This is a genomic window from Rothia sp. P5766, assembly GCF_048513555.1.
Lineage (GTDB): Bacteria > Actinomycetota > Actinomycetes > Actinomycetales > Micrococcaceae > Rothia.
Genome location: NZ_JBLXXS010000001.1, coordinates 100,660 through 116,922 on the forward strand (window position 1 = coordinate 100,660; position 16,263 = coordinate 116,922).

The 16,263-nt window shown below is 54.2% G+C and carries 12 protein-coding genes and 1 pseudogene; 9 read left to right on the forward strand and 4 right to left on the reverse strand.

Annotated elements, in window-relative coordinates; translation table 11 throughout:
- The first annotated feature begins 116 nt into the window (after positions 1-116).
- From ACN08V_RS00525 to ald, 6 genes are all read left to right on the forward strand, one after another.
- Entirely contained in the window at positions 117-1,727 is a 1,611-nt protein-coding gene (locus ACN08V_RS00525; protein WP_419098986.1) for an SLC13 family permease, read from the forward strand.
- Between the two features lie 372 nt (positions 1,728-2,099).
- Positions 2,100-3,125, forward strand: coding sequence for a class II fructose-bisphosphate aldolase (gene fbaA / locus ACN08V_RS00530; RefSeq protein WP_419098987.1), 1,026 nt, complete (start codon positions 2,100-2,102; stop codon positions 3,123-3,125).
- A gap of 240 nt (positions 3,126-3,365) precedes the next feature.
- The gene (locus ACN08V_RS00535; RefSeq protein ID WP_419104218.1) at positions 3,366-4,079 is read left to right on the forward strand and encodes a hypothetical protein; all 714 of its coding nucleotides are present in this window, start codon (positions 3,366-3,368) and stop codon (positions 4,077-4,079) included.
- Positions 4,004-4,573, forward strand: coding sequence for a Fic family protein (locus ACN08V_RS00540; protein ID WP_419104216.1), 570 nt, complete (start codon positions 4,004-4,006; stop codon positions 4,571-4,573). Before ACN08V_RS00535 ends, ACN08V_RS00540 begins: the two co-directional genes overlap by 76 nt.
- Before the next feature lie 216 nt (positions 4,574-4,789).
- Complete coding sequence (locus ACN08V_RS00545; RefSeq protein ID WP_419098989.1) at positions 4,790-5,215, forward strand: DUF3151 domain-containing protein; 426 nt, start codon at positions 4,790-4,792, stop codon at positions 5,213-5,215.
- Positions 5,216-5,348: 133 nt separating this feature from the next.
- Positions 5,349-6,434, forward strand: coding sequence for an alanine dehydrogenase (ald, locus tag ACN08V_RS00550; RefSeq protein WP_419104145.1), 1,086 nt, complete (start codon positions 5,349-5,351; stop codon positions 6,432-6,434).
- A gap of 100 nt (positions 6,435-6,534) precedes the next feature.
- Here the strand turns inward: ald and ACN08V_RS00555 are convergent, their stop codons facing one another.
- The 3 genes from ACN08V_RS00555 to ACN08V_RS00565 form a co-directional block, all read right to left on the reverse strand.
- Positions 6,535-6,933, reverse strand: coding sequence for a hypothetical protein (locus tag ACN08V_RS00555; protein WP_419104146.1), 399 nt, complete (start codon positions 6,931-6,933; stop codon positions 6,535-6,537).
- A gap of 418 nt (positions 6,934-7,351) precedes the next feature.
- The gene (locus tag ACN08V_RS00560) at positions 7,352-8,002 is read right to left on the reverse strand and encodes a hypothetical protein (protein ID WP_419098992.1); all 651 of its coding nucleotides are present in this window, start codon (positions 8,000-8,002) and stop codon (positions 7,352-7,354) included.
- Positions 8,003-8,345: 343 nt separating this feature from the next.
- Complete coding sequence (locus ACN08V_RS00565) at positions 8,346-9,023, reverse strand: DUF6318 family protein (RefSeq protein WP_419104147.1); 678 nt, start codon at positions 9,021-9,023, stop codon at positions 8,346-8,348.
- A gap of 429 nt (positions 9,024-9,452) precedes the next feature.
- Between ACN08V_RS00565 and ACN08V_RS00570 the strand changes: the two are divergent.
- Positions 9,453-12,467: pseudogene (locus ACN08V_RS00570) on the forward strand (DUF3427 domain-containing protein).
- 144 nt (positions 12,468-12,611) lie between these two features.
- Positions 12,612-13,565: a prephenate dehydratase gene (pheA, locus tag ACN08V_RS00575; protein ID WP_419104148.1), complete on the forward strand. Its 954-nt coding sequence runs from the start codon at positions 12,612-12,614 to the stop codon at positions 13,563-13,565.
- Here pheA and ACN08V_RS00580 read toward each other — a convergent pair.
- Positions 13,562-14,722 carry a diacylglycerol/lipid kinase family protein gene (locus ACN08V_RS00580; protein WP_419104149.1) on the reverse strand — a complete coding sequence of 387 codons (1,161 nt, stop codon included), beginning with the start codon at positions 14,720-14,722 and terminating at the stop codon, positions 13,562-13,564. The genes pheA and ACN08V_RS00580 overlap by 4 nt on opposite strands.
- Positions 14,723-14,867: 145 nt before the next feature.
- Between ACN08V_RS00580 and serS the strand changes: the two genes are divergently transcribed.
- The gene (serS, locus tag ACN08V_RS00585; protein ID WP_419104150.1) at positions 14,868-16,169 is read left to right on the forward strand and encodes a serine--tRNA ligase; all 1,302 of its coding nucleotides are present in this window, start codon (positions 14,868-14,870) and stop codon (positions 16,167-16,169) included.
- Positions 16,170-16,263 lie beyond the last annotated feature (94 nt).

The window sequence follows — 16,263 nt, forward strand, 5'->3', positions numbered from 1 at the left end:
GCGTCCACTTCACAAAGGCAGATATCGGGTAGATTGATAATCTGCACTCTCGTAGCTGGCTACCAGCAGTCTGCAAGGGTCGCTTCCCTGAACACACAAAGACGTGAGGTCTCAGCATGAACAAACCCCATATTACGGGTGATCACCTACAGAAATACAGTGCCACCCCCACCCAGTCCATCGATCAGATCCACCGATCCCGAGGCTCCCAGGCACCAGAGGTCGAAGCCAAGGAACGCACTAAGCGCTTGCTGGGACTTCTGGGTGGTCTGCTTCTTGCCCTCGTAATCTATTTCGCGATGCCAGCGGACCTATCCCACCCTGCCCGTCTCACCGCTGCCATGGCTGTACTCATGGGTATCTGGTGGATGACAGAAGCACTACCTATCCCCGCCACCGCACTCTTACCTTTAGTCGTTTTCCCTGTCCTGAACCCAGAGGTGAAAATTAATGAGGTAGGAGCTAGCTACGGCAACAGCATCATCTTCCTTTTCATGGGTGGCTTTCTGCTGGCGCTTGCCATGCAACGCTGGAACCTTCACCGCCGTATTGCCCTGCTCACTCTTAAATCTATGGGCACCAAATCGTCAACCATGGTAGCCGGTTTTATGATCGCCACCGGTTTTCTGTCCATGTGGGTTTCCAATACCGCTACCGCTGTCATGATGATCCCCATCGGAGTTTCAGTGCTCATGCTGATAGCCCAGGCAAGCGGGTCAACCCAGATACAGATTGAGGAGGGTGCTGCCGCAGAGAGCCAGCAGGTCAAGCAGGCTGTCATCAACTCCAATTTTGGGACCGCTCTGATGTTGGGGATAGCGTATGCGGCCTCTATTGGGTCCCTGGGAACTCTCATCGGAACCCCTCCTAATACCCTTCTAGCCGGTTATATGGCAGATACCCACGGTATCCAGATTGGCTTTGGTCAGTGGATGCTGGTGGGCGTTCCCCTGTCCATAGTTACCCTTTTTTGCTGCTGGTTCCTGCTAACTAAAGTATTTTTTAAACCAGAAATCAGCGAAATCCCCGGAGGCAAGAAACTTATTGCCCAGGAATACGCCAAGCTAGGCCCCATGGGGTCCGGCGAACTGCGTGTGCTCATTATCTTTATCGCCGCAGCTCTGGCCTGGATTTTTGTTCCCCTCATCTGGTCTAAACCAGCTCCTATCACAGATGCAGGTATCGCGGTGCTGGTGGGCCTTATCCTCTTTGCCCTCCCTGCCGGTGGGACAGCTCAGAAAGGTGTACGCCTGATTGATTGGGAGACAGCCACTAAACTTCCCTGGGGCGTTCTCTTGCTCTTTGGCGGGGGGCTAGCCCTTTCATCCCAGTTCACCGGATCGGGCCTCACTGATTGGATTGGCAAACTGGTAGGAGGTATGGGCGCAGTTCCTCTGGTGTTCCTTGTCTTGATGGTAACCGCCGGTGTTATTTTCCTGACCGAGCTGACGTCCAATACCGCAACGGCAGCTACCTTCCTGCCTGTTGCCGGTGGTATTGCGATGGGTATGGGCCAGGCGCCTATGGTTCTAGCTATTCCTGTTGCCTTGGCGGCAACCTGCGCTTTTATGCTGCCTGTTGCAACCCCGCCCAACGCCATCGCCTACGGGTCTGGTTATGTGACCATTGGGCAGATGGTCAAGGGCGGTCTTTGGCTGAACATTTTCTGTATTGTGGCCATCACCGCAGTGACCATGACTTTAGCTGTCTGGGTCTTTGGCTTATAGGTTGAGCCCGAGGCTAGAGCCCTCTAGCTGCCTGCCCTGAATTCGGAGGTCCGGTAGCTGGAGGGTTCCCTGCTTTTGTGATCTTGCCTGGCAGTTGGTGGCCTGGCAGGCAAACCCATAAAAAACAACATTATTTTCCACTTATCGCCGATTAGAGGGGGAAGGTGCCTGGTATTTACACCAAAACACATTGTTTTGAGTGGGTTTATGCCCGAAATTAATGTGGGAAAGCTCCCCATTGCACCGCTACCCTTGGTAAACTGGGAACCAGGCAGGCGCCCACCTCTGCACCTTAGACGGGTCGGGGGAGCGGGCACCAACTCACAGCAGGCCGCCAACCGGGTGGCCCAACCCAACATATGAGGAGTCAGCATGCCTATTGCAACCCCCGAAGTCTACGCAGAAATGCTCGAAAACGCCCGCTCTAAGGGCTTTGCCTACCCCGCCGTTAACGTAACCTCATCACAGACCCTCAACGCAGCCATCGCCGGTTTCGCTGAGGCAGGCTCAGACGGCATCATCCAGGCTTCTACCGGTGGCGCAGCCTACTGGTCGGGCTCCACCAAGAAGAACATGGTTGCTGGCTCACTTGCTTTTGCCGCGTACGCACGCGAAGTTGCTAAGCAGTACGACGTCAACATTGCTCTGCACACCGACCACTGCCCCAAGGACAAGCTGGACGGCTTCGTCCTGCCCCTGCTCGAAGAGTCAGAGAAGGCCGTAGCTCGCGGTGAAGCCCCCATCTTCAACTCACACATGTGGGACGGCTCCGCTATCTCCCTGGAAGAGAACCTGGAAATCGCTCAGCAACTGATCGCTCGCACCGCTAAAACCGGTCAGGTTCTGGAAGTTGAAATCGGCGCTGTGGGCGGCGAGGAAGACGGCGTTGAGGGCGCTATCGACGATTCCCTCTACACCACTGTTGAGGACGCCATCAAGACCGTTGAGGCCATCGGCCTGGGTGAAAAGGGCACCTACATGGCAGCTCTGACCTTCGGTAACGTCCACGGCGTCTACAAGCCCGGTAACGTCCACCTACGCCCCGAACTGCTCAAGGAAATCCAGACCGAGGTCGGCGCTAAGTACGGCAAGGGCGAAAAGCCCTTCTTCCTGGTCTTCCACGGCGGCTCAGGTTCCACCGAGCAGGAGATTGCAGATGCAGTTTCCTACGGTGTTATCAAGATGAACATCGACACCGACACCCAGTATGCCTACACCCGTCCTGTAGCCGATCATATGTTCCGCAACTACGATGGTGTGCTCAAGGTAGATGGCGAAGTGGGCAACAAGAAGACCTACGATCCCCGCGTATGGGGTGCTGCAGCTGAGGCTGGTATGACCGCTCGTGTGGTTGAAGCCGCTCAGCAGCTCGGCTCTGTTGGCACCTCCCTTAAGTAGTCTCTGCTGGTAGAGACTCGCTTACCGAGGTGAGCTAAGGCGCCGGCCGCCCCTGTAGAGGGGCGGCCGGCGCCTTTATCTGTTCGGTTTCTTTCTGGTAAAAACCGCTGCTTTTACGTTTTAGCTGTATGCCCCGGCGACCCTTAAACGTAAAAAGCGGTGTTTTTACGTTTAAGAGTTAGCTAAGGTAGGTGCTAAAACGTAAAAAGATCGGTTTTTAAGAGGTAGGAGGTAAACCGGATGAAGAAGTATAAGTCCCTTAAATCTGTCTTCCACCAAGATGACCGTTCTACAGCAGAGCAGGAAGCTCAGCGCAGGCGAAGCAATGGGTTCGAGACCAACTTTGAGATGAACGGGAACAAACTGTTCTACACTGTGACCCCTCAGCTCTTACTCTTGCAAGAGCAAGTCTTGCTGAATGAACGCACTTTAGAAGTACTTGCGGCGGATATCCCCCTAGCTGCCCGGCGTAGCTATCTTTATGAGCTTATTACCCAGGAGATTACTGCAAGCCATGAGATTGAGGGGGTTCGCTCTACCCGGCACGAGATTCAGCAGGCTCTTGAAGCGGAGCCTGGTGAGAATAGGAAATTCCGGGAAACTGCTAGGCTCTATCTGGAACTTTCAGACGGCCAGGTCAAAGCTCCTACAACTTTAGATGAGATTCGGGAGGTTTATGACCGCCTATTTGGTGCTGAGATTGCAACAGAAGACAGGCCTGACGGGGACCTGTTTAGGCTAAATCCGGTATATGTCTATGACGGTGCAGATAAAGGTATTCATGCCGGGTCTGCCACCGAAGAGGACATAAGTAAACAGCTCTCCAAGCCATGCTGGATCACCTTGCAGATGATGAAGCGCCTTCTCTCCTGTCGCGGGTGGTCTCGCACTTCATGTTTGAGGCTGTACACCCTTTCTACGACGGCAACGGCAGATTGGGTAGGTTCCTACTGAGCGTTCAGCTCCAGGAAGTTTTTTCTGCTTATACCGTGCTGACGCTCTCTTACCTCATCAACCAGAGGAGAGCCGAATACTATAAGGCCTTTACGGAGGTGGAAGAGCCCCTCAACATGGCTGACGCCACTTCTTTTGTCCAGACTATGCTCGGTTTTATCCGTGATGCCCAACAGAGGCTTATTGACGATTTTGTAGACAAAAAGTATCTCATGGAGGGCCTTAAATTTCATGTACACCATTTGTCGCAGTCTGCTGAGCTACCGCAGGATACCGTTTCTACGCTCTTTATTCTTGGCCAAGTTCACCTCTTTGGTGGTGAACGAGGGCTGGATTGGGATACTTTGAGCGAGGTAATAGGTAAGTCAAGGAGCACTACCCGAAAGTACATCACAGAGTTAGAGGAGCAGGGGCTTGCCCAGCGAGTTTCATCCCGGCCTCTACGTATTAGGCTGAGCGAGAAGGGTCTTGTGCTTCTGTTCCCGGAACAATGACCTTGTAATTCTAAGGTGCCGGCCGCCCCTGTATAGGGGCGGTAGCTTGCAGGCTGTTAAGCGTCGGCTTTCCCGGTGTGAACAGCCGGTTAAAGCGGGCTTGGGCAGAGTTCCTCTTCCCTGCGACTGTTAATCTGCCTCGCGCTAGCTGCTGCACTCTTAGGGCCTGCGAGTAGACTGTTGTGTAATTACAACTTTTCACAAAAGGAGCATCGCATGTCACTTGCCGGTAAGAACCTACTAGATGGCCCTGCCCCCACTTACCTGCCGGAGAACCCGGATCTGGATGCCCGCATCGCAGCTGGTGATACGCCGCAAGAGCTGGCCCAGGCCTTCCCTAAGTCCTCACTGGCATGGGCTCTACTGGCTGAGGAAGCGCTCGCGGCTGGCCGTACCGTGGAGGCTTACGCTTACGCCCGTGTAGGCTACCACCGCGGGCTTGATGCCCTCCGAGGTAATGGTTGGCGCGGCCACGGCCCCATCCCTGTGGCCCACCAACCTAACCGGGGCTTCCTTCTGGCGCTACTGCTGCTGGGGCAAACTGCCGCTGTGATAGGTGAGACCGATGAGGCTGAGCGTATTGATACTTTCCTCAAGGATTCAGACCCTCAGGCGGTGACTGTGCTCACAGGTCAGGGGTAGAGTCTGGTCTTGATGAGCACAGAGGCCCTTCATAGTGAGTTATAAAGGTGAGGTGGCTTGTGGGTGCCAAAGGAAAAGGCGTAGGCTGAAACCAGCATTTTTCAACGACGAAAATGAATGGAAGACACCTCTCATGCGCATTGGCGTACCCCGCGAAATCAAGCCCCAGGAACAGCGCGTTGGGCTGACCCCTGACGGCGTTCTTGCTCTCACCCAAGCAGGCCATCAGATCTTTATTGAGAAGGACGCTGGCCTGGGTGCTGGCTTCTCCAACGACGAGTACGAGCGGGTCGGCGCCCAGCTGGTCAGCCAGGACCAAGCCTGGTCACAGGCTGAACTCCTGGTCAAGGTCAAGGAACCTATCGAAGCCGAGTACAAGTATCTGCGTGAAGATCTGACCCTTTTCACCTACCTGCACCTGGCAGCAGACAAGCCCCTGACTGAGGCTCTGCTGACCGCTAAGACTCGCGGTATTGCCTACGAGACCGTTCGTAGCGGGCGTGCCCTGCCCTTGCTACTGCCCATGAGCGAAGTTGCTGGCCGCCTGGCCGCCCAGGCTGCCGCCCAGTACACTATGGGAACCGAAGGCGGGCAGGGTTTGCTCCTGGGCGGTGTGCCGGGTGTAGCGCCTGCACGGGTGGTTGTACTCGGTGGCGGTAACGTGGGTACCCAAGCCGCTAAGCTCTCGGTTGGCCTCGGTGCAGAGGTTACCATTCTGGAAGGCTACGGCCCTCGTGTCCGCGAGCTAGCTGACCTCTTCGGTTCAACAGCCCGCGTCTTGCACTCAACCCCCGCCAATATTGAGCGTGAAATTGCCGGTGCGGATGTCATTATCGGCTCTATTCTGGTACCTGGCGCTAAGGCCCCTAAGGTGGTTCGTCGTGAGCACCTTGAAACCCTCAAGCCTGGTGCCCTGCTCATTGATGTAGCTATCGATCAGGGCGGTTGCTTTGAGACGTCCCGCCCCACCACTTACGCTGATCCTATCTTTGAGGTCGAGGGTATCCGCCACTACTGCGTTGCTAATATGCCTGGCGCTGTGCCCCGTACCTCTACTATTGCGCTAACCGACGCTACTCTGCCTTACGTGCTGAAACTGGCGGAAGGTGTTGACGCTGCGCTGGCGCAGAACCCTGACCTGGCGCTTGGCCTGAACACCGATGCCGGCAGGATTAGTTGCCCTGCGGTCGCTGAAGCCTTCCCGGACCTGGCAGGCTAGACCTAGTTCTAGGGCCTGCCGATAGAAGCCCCTGCTATCTCGCTGTTTGAGCGAGGTAGCGGGGTTTTATGTGGTTTTAGTGGTTCCTGGGGCTTGGTGATTAACTAGTCTGTGCCTGGTGGGGGAGGACCGGCATGCGCTTACGGAAAATACGGTAGAGGGCAAAAGTCGCAACTGCTTGAGACAGGAAGATGCTGGCGATGAGTGTAGATGAATCATCGAGAGGCAGGAGTCTAGTAACTGCGTAACTGATGAAGATACTTCCCATAATTGCAAGCAGAACGATGCCCGCACTGTACCAGGCCAATCTACCCCTGGTAGGGGGATTCATGGTGCGAACCCCTAGTAAGCCAATGACAACCGACAGGGCCCCAATCCAGGTATTCTCCGAAAAGTCTAACCATACGAGAACGCTTAATCCCAGTGCGGCAAGAAGAGAGGGGCGTGGGGATGCTCCGAACATAATCCGGGTTTCGTGGGTGGGAGTTTCTGCCGTCATCACTTGTCCTCTCGTGCAAGGTGGTAGCCGGGGGTAAGGGCTTTGCTAGTCGCAGCTACCCGCTTTGGCATCTTTCCATCAGTATAGTGATGTGCGACATGTTGAGAAAGGTGGGGGTTGTTGCTTGGGGCCAAAGAAAAGGGCCGCAACCTGTTGGTTGCGGCCCTTTCCCCATACACACACATTTCTCATGAACCGCCCCTTGCGGGGCGACGCCTCAGAGGTTCACACACGTTCTCTGAAAAGGTGACTCATCGTCACGGCGAGATTATTAGTCTCTTGAAGGTTGCGGGGTTTTCTCTCCTCGTCCTTGTGTTTTAACTATGGCACCCTAACCTAGGTGGGGAGTACAGGAAGCCTGTGTGTAAGCTAGGAAAAGTTTTGGGATGAAGTATTTTGGGTGGTGGCGGCCACTGATTTAGGTGCCGGGGCAACCCCAGGCTTGTGGGTTCTGCTCGCAATCATCTGCGACAAGACCCGCTTTGACCCGCCATACGCGGACGAGCTGGGGGTCAGTGGAGCGTTCGACGGTCCCATCGATAACCTGCCAGGGTCCACCGTTGACGGAGTATTCACCGCGGTAGCTGGTGGTAATGGTGAACTGGTAGTCCCCGGGCTCTGTGTATTTGTGGGAGGTGTCTGTGGGCTGATCCCAGATATCTTCACCTAGCTGGTAGCCGGGGTAGTTGATTGGCCCTAGAGTTGTGCCGTCACCGTAATGGAAGGTGTATGAAACGGGGGTAGCTCGCAGGGAGACTTCTTGCCCGGCAATGGTGCGGGTAAATTCTTGGGGGTTAGGGTCAGCCCAGAAGTTGGTGTTGTAGTTTTTGAGGGTGTGCGGTGCTCGTTCTTGGTGAGCTTGTGCGGGGGCGACCGGGAAGGTGTTGAAATCTTCTACGCTCAGGATAACTTGTGTGGCACGTAGGACGGTTTGTCCGTCTACTTCTGTGGCTTCTAAACCTGCTGCTTCAAGGTCTTCTGGCGTGAGGGGGACACAACCTCTGAGTCCGCTAGGGGTGTTGTAGGGCGTATCTGCCCCATCGCCCCAATCGGGAGGAACCAATGCCATGATGCCAATTTGATCTCCCTCGGTCAAGCAATAACTCCCACTCTGAGGGCCACCATTTACTAGAAGCCGCGCACGTCTGTCATTCGGGTCCTTACGCTCCCGGAAGTGAAGGATCTGAACCGCTTCTACCGGCGTATCACCAGGTATCTCTTGATGTTTTGCTTGGGAGCCATTTTCCCCGGTACTTCCCACTTCACCGATTTTTAGGTGCTCCAAGGTGACTGAGACATCAAAGCTTCCTTCATTTGCTTTTCCGTTTGAATCTGCATGTGCGGGTAGCATCAATAGGAACAGTGGAGGAAATATAACACAGAGTGCTTTAAAAAACTTTTTCATAGCAGACCTAGCTCACAATATTGGCACTAATTACTTTCCATGAACTATCTTTAAATTTGAGTTTAAGTTCGACACCTTCATAGATAGCATTAGAATTGTCATTGTAGGTCGACTTACCATCGAGCCAAAATACAGAATCTTTTACCTCAAAATTTGCTCCTATCGAGTACTCACCATTGCCGTGGGATAGTAGAAGATCTTTGTTGTAGTGAATTGTTCTTCCCCCTCCTATTACCCACCCATCGGCTGTGTACATTTGGTTGAGCGCTGTATAAAAGTTCTGCTCTTGGGTAAAAGATTCATCTACGAGCTTGGTAATCTCTGTTACATCCCCGGTTTGCATAGCGTAGTTGCGCAAATCATTCCAGTAATTAATGAATAGCTCCATGCCTTCCGTTGTCTCAACATTCATACCTTCGGGTTTAACCGGTTTGGGGACGTTTTGGGCCGGACCGAACTCGTCTGCCGGGCGGTACTCACCGTCGGGGGCCTTGGATCCACCGGAGTAGTGCTCAGTTTCTTGAGCTGTTGCGCTAGCACTCACGCTACTGCTAGCACCGCTTGCACTACTGGCTGAGCTGCTATCTGAGGGCTCTGGGATTGAACCAGTCTTTTGTTCACCGCAACCTGTGAGGACCAGGAGGGCAAGAGCGGTCAAGGTCAGGGTTCGTTGTGCGGTGCGCATTGAGTCCTCCTGGGACATATTTGTGACTAGGGTGTATGTGTTCGTTTATAGTGCTGGACACCTGACTTGGCAAGGACCTGGGGCGATTAGACCGTTTTTGACAGCAGATTACGCCCAATGTAGCTGGTCTATCCACAGATCTGACATAAAAACTAGGGCCCCTAGCTGAGGGCTATAGCAGTAGCCGCGTAACGGCTCAGAGCATGGCTGAAGTATGCTGCATATATGAGTAATAAACAGGTTCTCCCCATCGGTCTGTACGAAACTCTTAAGACTCGTCGGATGCTCTCCCAAGCTCTCCCCATCGAGTCTGAATGGATCGAGTCAGAGATCCCTGTCGATGACTCTGAGCATGTTTCTTCGTTAGCGCGTTATCTTGCACAACAAGTTGTTGCGAAACTTGAACAAACCGAGGCCCACGAGCGCATTATGCTCATCAACTCTCTCCTTAACCATTTGGAAGAAGAGCAGGCTGAATCTGACGAAGTCCTAACGCTAGAGAGCCAGAAAAAAGTGGGTTCTCTAGTTCAGCTCACCGAACTCAAACCCCTGCACCAAGAAAAGCCTCTAAGCCGTCCCAATACTCCGCTGAGCAATGTTGCACTGTTGACGAACAACCCGAAAGAGCCTCAGCTAGGCGACGAACTTAAGAGAGAGCTAGAGAGCGCCGATCGTGTTGATCTGCTGTGTTCCTTCCTCAAATTAACTGGTGTTAACGTTCTTGCACCGCAACTTAACATCCTAAAAAAGCGGGGTATCCCCTTCCGCGTCATTACTACAACCTACATGGGAGCTAGTGACCGTAAAGCCGTCGATAAGCTGGTGAAAGAATACGGGGCACAGGTCAAGATTAGCTACGAGAAAAATTCAACTCGATTACATGCGAAAGCCTGGCTCTTTCACCGTAATACGGGCTTCTCAACAGGATATGTAGGCAGTTCAAATCTTTCACATGCTGCACTCACCGATGGCCTTGAATGGAACGTCAGAATATCCAATATTGTTACCCCCGGCATTCTCCGGCAATTCAATGCGGCTTTTGAAAGCTATTGGGAATCCCACCAGTTTGAAAGCTACACAGGGTCAGATGAAGACCGCAAAAAGCTTGATAAGTCGCTAGAACAAGCAAAAATAGGTACAGGCGCATCAGCGCGGCCGAACCTTGGGATTAACTTTTCATACGTTGATGTTCACCCCTACCCGCATCAAGCCATTATGCTTGATGAGCTTCAAGCGGAGAGGCAAAAAGGCCACCACCGGAACCTTGCCGTAGCTGCTACAGGTACAGGTAAAACGATCTTCTCAGCTCTTGACTAGAAGAGGTTGTGCGAAGACGCTGGCCGCCGCCTGCGCCTTCTTTTTATCGCTCACCAGTCTGAGATTCTGAACCAGTCACAGAGTGCTTTTGCCACGGTCATGCGTGATGCTAACTTTGGTGAGCAATACTTCGGAGGTATGGTCCCCGAATATAATGACCAGGTCTTTGCAACGATTCAGACCCTTGCAGGCACTGGTAGCGAACGATTTAAACCAGACCACTTTGACGTAGTTATCGTTGATGAATTCCACCACGCCTCGGCCCCTACCTATCAAAAAATTCTTAATTATTTCCAGCCTCAAGAGCTATTAGGTCTTACTGCCACCCCTGAACGAACAGATGGCAAGAACGTTGCTGCTGAATACTTTGATGGGCGCCTTGCTACCCAGCTTCGTCTTTGGGACGCACTTGAAGCCGACCTGCTGGTTCCTTTTCACTACTACGGCATTAACGACGCAACAGACCTTAGTAGCCTCACCTTTGAGCGAGGAAGTTATCGGGACAGTGAATTGTCACGGTATTACCTCGAGAATAAGCGGCGGGTAAGCCTTATCCTGCAGCAGATTGATGAAAAAATTGCTAACCCTGGAAGTATGCGAGCCATTGGCTTTTGCGTAGATAGAGAACATGCTCGGTATATGGCCGAGGAGTTTAATAAAGCCCACTTACCGGCTACGTATCTCCTTGGCAATGATAGCGCAGACCGGCGCCGCGAGGTTATCGCGCAGCTTAAAGACCCTGAACATGAGCTGACTACAGTTTTCACAGTGAACCTGTTCAACGAAGGTGTAGATATTCCTGAAGTGGACACGCTGTTGATGCTTCGCCCTACTCAGTCACCGACTCTTTTTCAACAGCAACTTGGCCGTGGTCTACGCAGGTCCCCCGATAAGGCAGTCTTGGTTGTACTTGATTTCGTGGGTAACCAAGCCAAAGGGTTTAGGTTTGACCTTAAGATGCGTTCCCTAACTCGTACTGGTGTAGTTACACCCGGCGAGGTCGAAAACCCACATCTTCCACCGGGCTGCAGCATCCAGCTCGATAAGAAAACTCAAGAACAGGTGCTAAAAAGCATCAAAGATGCTCTTAACCCCAAAATCGAAGTTCTGGCCGATAACCTCAAGGTATTTGTTGAAGAACAGAAGAAAAAGAACTTTGAAGTTATCGTCACGGATCTGTTGGAACCCTACCTCGAACAGTACGGTCTTGAACTTGCTCATATCTATGGGCGGAAGACAAAGAACGGTAAAGGTTTAACATTTACCTTCCTGTTGGACCAGGCAGGGCAAATTCCCAGAATCCCAGAACTTTATGAAAAGGGATCAGTCGTTGAGCATCTTTCCAATCGGATTAAGTCCTTGGCTAATGTTAATGACGAAGAGCGAGCCTCTGTTTATCAACGGCTTTTGACAACTGATGTGTTGGAAAAGGACCTTAGCCTACGGGAGAAACGTTTTGCCTGGATGCTCCTTTTTTCCTTCTGGCCTAATGGAAAGATAGGAAAGGAAGAAAAGAAATTTACCCTAGACCAAGGGCTGGGTGAGCTCCGCCAGCACCCTTATTTCATTCAGGAGCTCCTACAGATCTGGGCCTACCGTCTGGGGACGGATAGGCATGCACCCCAAAAATCACTGACTATTTCACAAGATATTCCGCTGAGCACACACGCCTATTACTCACGTGAAGAGATTTTTGCTGCAATAGGCCTTCACGAGAACGAAAAGAGGTCCGTTCCCGCGGGCGCAGTGCAGGGTGTCTACGAGTCACAGGCAACGAATACCATCGCTTTGTTGGTCAACCTCAGTAAGTCTGAGAAACATTTCACTCCCGAAACCATGTACAAAGATTATGCGGTGACTGAAAGAGAATTCGCATGGGACTCCCAGAATTCAACTGACCCAGAGAGTCGCCTCGGGCAGATTTACCAGCATCACGGTGAGCTGGGGCGGGCGCCCTTACTTTTTATACGCTATACCAAAGAAGACGGGATTGGCACTGCTCCCTATATATTCGCAGGTCCGGTGACCTACCTGTCCCATAGCGGTTCAAAGCCGATGCATATTAAGTGGGAGCTTGAGCGTCCTATACCGGCAGACCTTTTTGCCCTGGCTCGGTCTACAGCATAACTGGGGCCCGTCATTTGCGGGTGGGCAGGTCTTTTATGGGTGTTGCAGGCGCTATGAGCAAAACATGCCCCGGTATTGGCTGTTTCCCAGGTGACTCCTCAGTAAAAACGGAGGCCCTAGCCCTTGCCCACTAGACTAGGGTTCATGCGTTATACCTTTTTGGGTCCGGTGGGTACCTTTACTGAAGCTGCTTTGTTGACCGTTCCGGGTGCCCGGGAGGCTGAGCGTATCCCTGTGTCTTCTGTACCGGCGGCGCTAGATGCCTTACGTTCGGGGCGGGCGGATGCGGCTATGGTGCCCATCGAGAATTCGGTAGAGGGCGGGGTGACTGCCACCCTGGATGCTATCGCCGCCCTGGATGGGTCTTTCCGCATCGTCCGGGAGGTGCTGGTCCCTATTACTTTTGTGCTGGTGGCTGGCCCCGGCACAACCCTGGCTGACGTTCAGACCATCTCAACGCACACTCATGCCTGGGCTCAGGTGCGCAACTGGGTTGCCCAGAATAAGCCGGAAGCGGGCTACCTGCCGGGTTCATCAACAGCGGGCGCGGCCCTTGGGCTACTCCAGCAGAACTGCGGCTACGATGCGGCAATTTGTTCGCCAGCCCTTGCTGAGGCTCACCCGGAGTTGAAGGTGCTGGCCCACAATATTGGGGATAACAAAAGGGCTGTGACCCGCTTCGTCCTGGTGGCCCGTGACGCTGTGACTCCGGAACCTACCGGGGCAGATAAGACAACCCTGGTGATACCGCTCCCGCAGGATCGGCCCGGTGCCCTGCTGGACCTGCTGGAGCAGTTCTCTACCCGGGGGATTAACCTTTCGCGGATTGAGTCGCGGCCCACGGGCGAGTTCTTGGGCGCCTATTTCTTCTCTATTGATATTGACGGGCACCTCTACGATGCGCGGGTACGCGATGCCCTGCGCGGCCTGCACCGGGTAGCACCGGGCGTGCTATTTTTGGGCTCTTACCCCCGTGCGGATCAGCGGGTTGCCAGGGTTGACCCTGTGCACGATGAAAGCTCTTTCGACGCGGCTCGTAGCTGGGTAGAATCCCTCTTCCCCGGGGGCCGCCCGGACTCCCTCAAACACCATATTTAGAGGCCCAGAACCTGCCGCCACCAGCGTTTTTGCTGGGCGGCTAGTTCTTGGCGGGCATCGAGCAAGTCGGTGAGTGAGCGGATCTGCAGGTCCTCGGGGTAGACCTTGATGTTCACGGCTGCGGGGAGCACTTTGGCATTGAGGCTGGTGGTTTCCCCCAGCACATCCCCGTCCACCTCAACGGGTAGGGGCGCCTGCGGGAAGTCTACCTGGGCCTCGGTGCCCACAAAGTGTTCCACTACGGGGAAGATGGCTTGGCGGGGGTGCACGATGAACTGCCCGGCCATGCGAATCCAGCTCAGGAGCGTTCGGGGTGTGAGCACTATGACTTCCAGCTGTCCGTCTGAGACTTCAGCTGAGGAGGCAAGATTAAGTCCGCCCTGAATTTTACCGGTATTGGCAATAAGGACTGAACGTATTTTGCGGCGGATGGGTTCCGCTCCGTCAACGGTAATGATGGCCGGGCGACGGCGGGTGAACATGTGTCTGATGCTGGCTTCTACATAGGCGAGCCAACCAATTTTAGCTTTGAGGTCTTCACTGGTATCCGTCATGATTTGGGCATCGAACCCCGCTCCACCCATGATAATGAAGTCAACCGGGTCAAGCTGATCCGTGTTGCCAAAGCTCATACGAATCATGTCTACGGCCAAGTTTTCCCCATGCAAGGCAAGGTTAATGCAGGCCCGCAGGTCTGTGATGTCTAACTTGAGGTTGCGGGCTAGCAGGTTGCCGGTGCCCAGAGGAACTACACCCAGAGGAACGCCTGTTCCTGCAAGGGCGGTAGCCACCGCGCGTACCGTACCGTCACCACCAACCGCTAGAACAAGCTCGGCACCCTCTTCTAAGGCTTGTTTGGCCATGCCGTGGCCGGGGTCTTCTTCCTGAGTCTCGTAGAAGCGGGCACCAGGCCAGTCTGCCTGCTCGAGGGCTGCGGTAATAAGTTTCTTGACCGAGTCAGAACGCTCCTTGACGGGGTTATAGATAACTGCGACCTGCTGGGGTGGCCCCGGCTCAATCATACGGTGCAGGGGTCGGTAGACCGGTAGCACATCGGGCCTTTTGTGCTGGATATGTCGAACAGCAAGAGCGAGACCGCTGGCGGTCAGGGCCGAGGAAATGGCAAGGGCTGTTAGTGTTGCGGAACGGGATAGCATAGAACTAAGCATACTGAAAATATGGCAGGTCAGGTGTCGCCTCTGCCACCCCTGGCTTACAAGAGGGGCAAAGCTTGGCGGATATCGGTTCTATCAGGTGACCCCCGCCAGCAAAAGGAAGGGTAACTACGGTAGATTTAGAGGCATGATTGACATTAACCTCCTGCGTGAAAACCCCGATGCCTTCCGCGCTTCTCAGCGTGCCCGAGGTGCCGACGAAACCCTCATCGACCAGATCCTTGAAGCGGATACCGCCCGCCGCCAGGCCATCGTAGAGTTCGAAAACCTGCGAGCTGAGCAGAACGTCTTCTCTAAGAAGATTGGTAAGGCTGCCAAGGAAGAAAAGCAGGCCCTGCTCGCAGAAGTTAAGGAGCTTTCGCAGAAGGTCTCCCAGGCTAAGGCGGCTTCGGAGGCCGCTCAGGCCCACCAGGACGCGCTGCTTTCGAGCATGGGGAACCTGATTATTGATGGTATCCCTGCCGGTGGCGAGGACGATTACGTGGTCATCAAGCAGGTGGGGGAGCCGCGCGACTTTAGCGCCGACGGTTTTGAGCCCCGCGACCATCTTGAAATCGGCGAGCTGGTGGATGGCATCGATATGGTTCGCGGTGCCAAGGTATCTGGAGCCCGCTTCTACTTCTTGAAGGGTCACGTTGCCCGCCTTGAGCAGGCCCTGCTGTGGATGGCTCTGGACCAGGCAACCGCTGCCGGGTTTACCATGCTGACCACCCCCACCCTGGTGCGCCCCGAAACCATGAACGGCACCGGCTTCAATGTTGAGCACGACGATGAGATTTACCGTCTTGAACGCGATGATCTCTACCTGGTGGGTACCTCCGAGGTCGCTATTGCGGGCTTCCATGCTGATGAGATTATAGATTTCTCTAAGGGGCCCAAGAAGTACCTGGGCTGGTCGTCTTGCTACCGCCGTGAGGCCGGTTCAGCGGGTAAGGACACCCGGGGTATTATCCGAGTGCATCAGTTCAACAAGGCAGAAATGTTTGTCTACTGCCCCCTTGAGCAGGCGGAGGATATGCACGCGCAGATGCTGGCCTGGGAAGAGGAAATGCTAGCCAAGTGCGAGCTGTCCTACCGGGTGATTGATACCGCCGCAGGGGATCTGGGTTCGTCTGCTGCCCGTAAGTTTGACTGTGAAGCCTGGGTCCCCACCCAGGGTGCTTTCCGGGAACTGACTTCTACCTCTAACTGCACCACCTATCAGGCCCGCCGCCTGAACGTGCGTGAGCGTATGCCCGATACCGTGGACGCCCAGGGCAAGGTCAAGAAGGGTGGGACCCGTCCTGTGGCTACCCTCAACGGTACCTTGGCTACTACCCGCTGGCTGGTCGCCATCCTAGAAACCCACCAGCAGGCTGATGGCTCTGTGCGCATCCCCGAGGCCCTACGCCCCTATATGGGCGGTCTTGAGTTAATACCTGTCAAGTAGGTTTTTGCGTGAAATGTTTTTAGGGCGCCCCCTCCTGTGGAGGGGGCGCCCTGTTGTGTGATGTCCGGGGTGCGGGCGTGTCACCGTTGAAAAG